The 433-nt window shown below is 70.9% G+C and carries 1 pseudogene; it reads left to right on the top strand.

The features are described 5' to 3' along the window. Positions 1 to 433, top strand: a pseudogene (locus ACLWS4_RS37500) (hypothetical protein); the annotation flags it as partial.

Raw genomic sequence — 433 nt, 5'->3', positions numbered from 1 at the left:
GCCGCTCTCGCGGCCCACCTCGCCGGCCAGGTGAAGTCCCTCGGCCAGCAGTTCCTCGACAGCGACGAGTTCAAGGGACTCAAGGCCGCCGGCTTCCGTGGCTCGTTCGACCAGATGGTGACCATCGACGGCAGCGCCCTGGACCAGCTCGGCCGCAAGGACGTGTTCAGCCGCAGTGCCGGTACCGCCGGTGTCCTCGGCTTCGGCACCCCCGAGCACCTGGACATCGTTCCGCGAGCCGTGCGGCCCGGCCGTATCCGGGACCTGTTCCCGTCCCAGACCACCACCGCCAACATCCTGTACGGGGTGCGCGTCACCGGCTTCACCAACGGGGCGGCGATCGTGCCCGAGCGGGCCATGGAGGTGCCGCCCGGCGGCACGGCGGCCGTCGAGGTGTTCGCGCGAGCCCCGCAGTCGCAGCTGACGTTCAAGA

The organism is Kitasatospora sp. SC0581, assembly GCF_048159585.1.
GTDB lineage: Bacteria > Actinomycetota > Actinomycetes > Streptomycetales > Streptomycetaceae > Kitasatospora.
The sequence above is the reverse complement of the archived record's forward strand: the minus strand, read 5'-3'. Positions and strand labels throughout refer to the sequence as shown.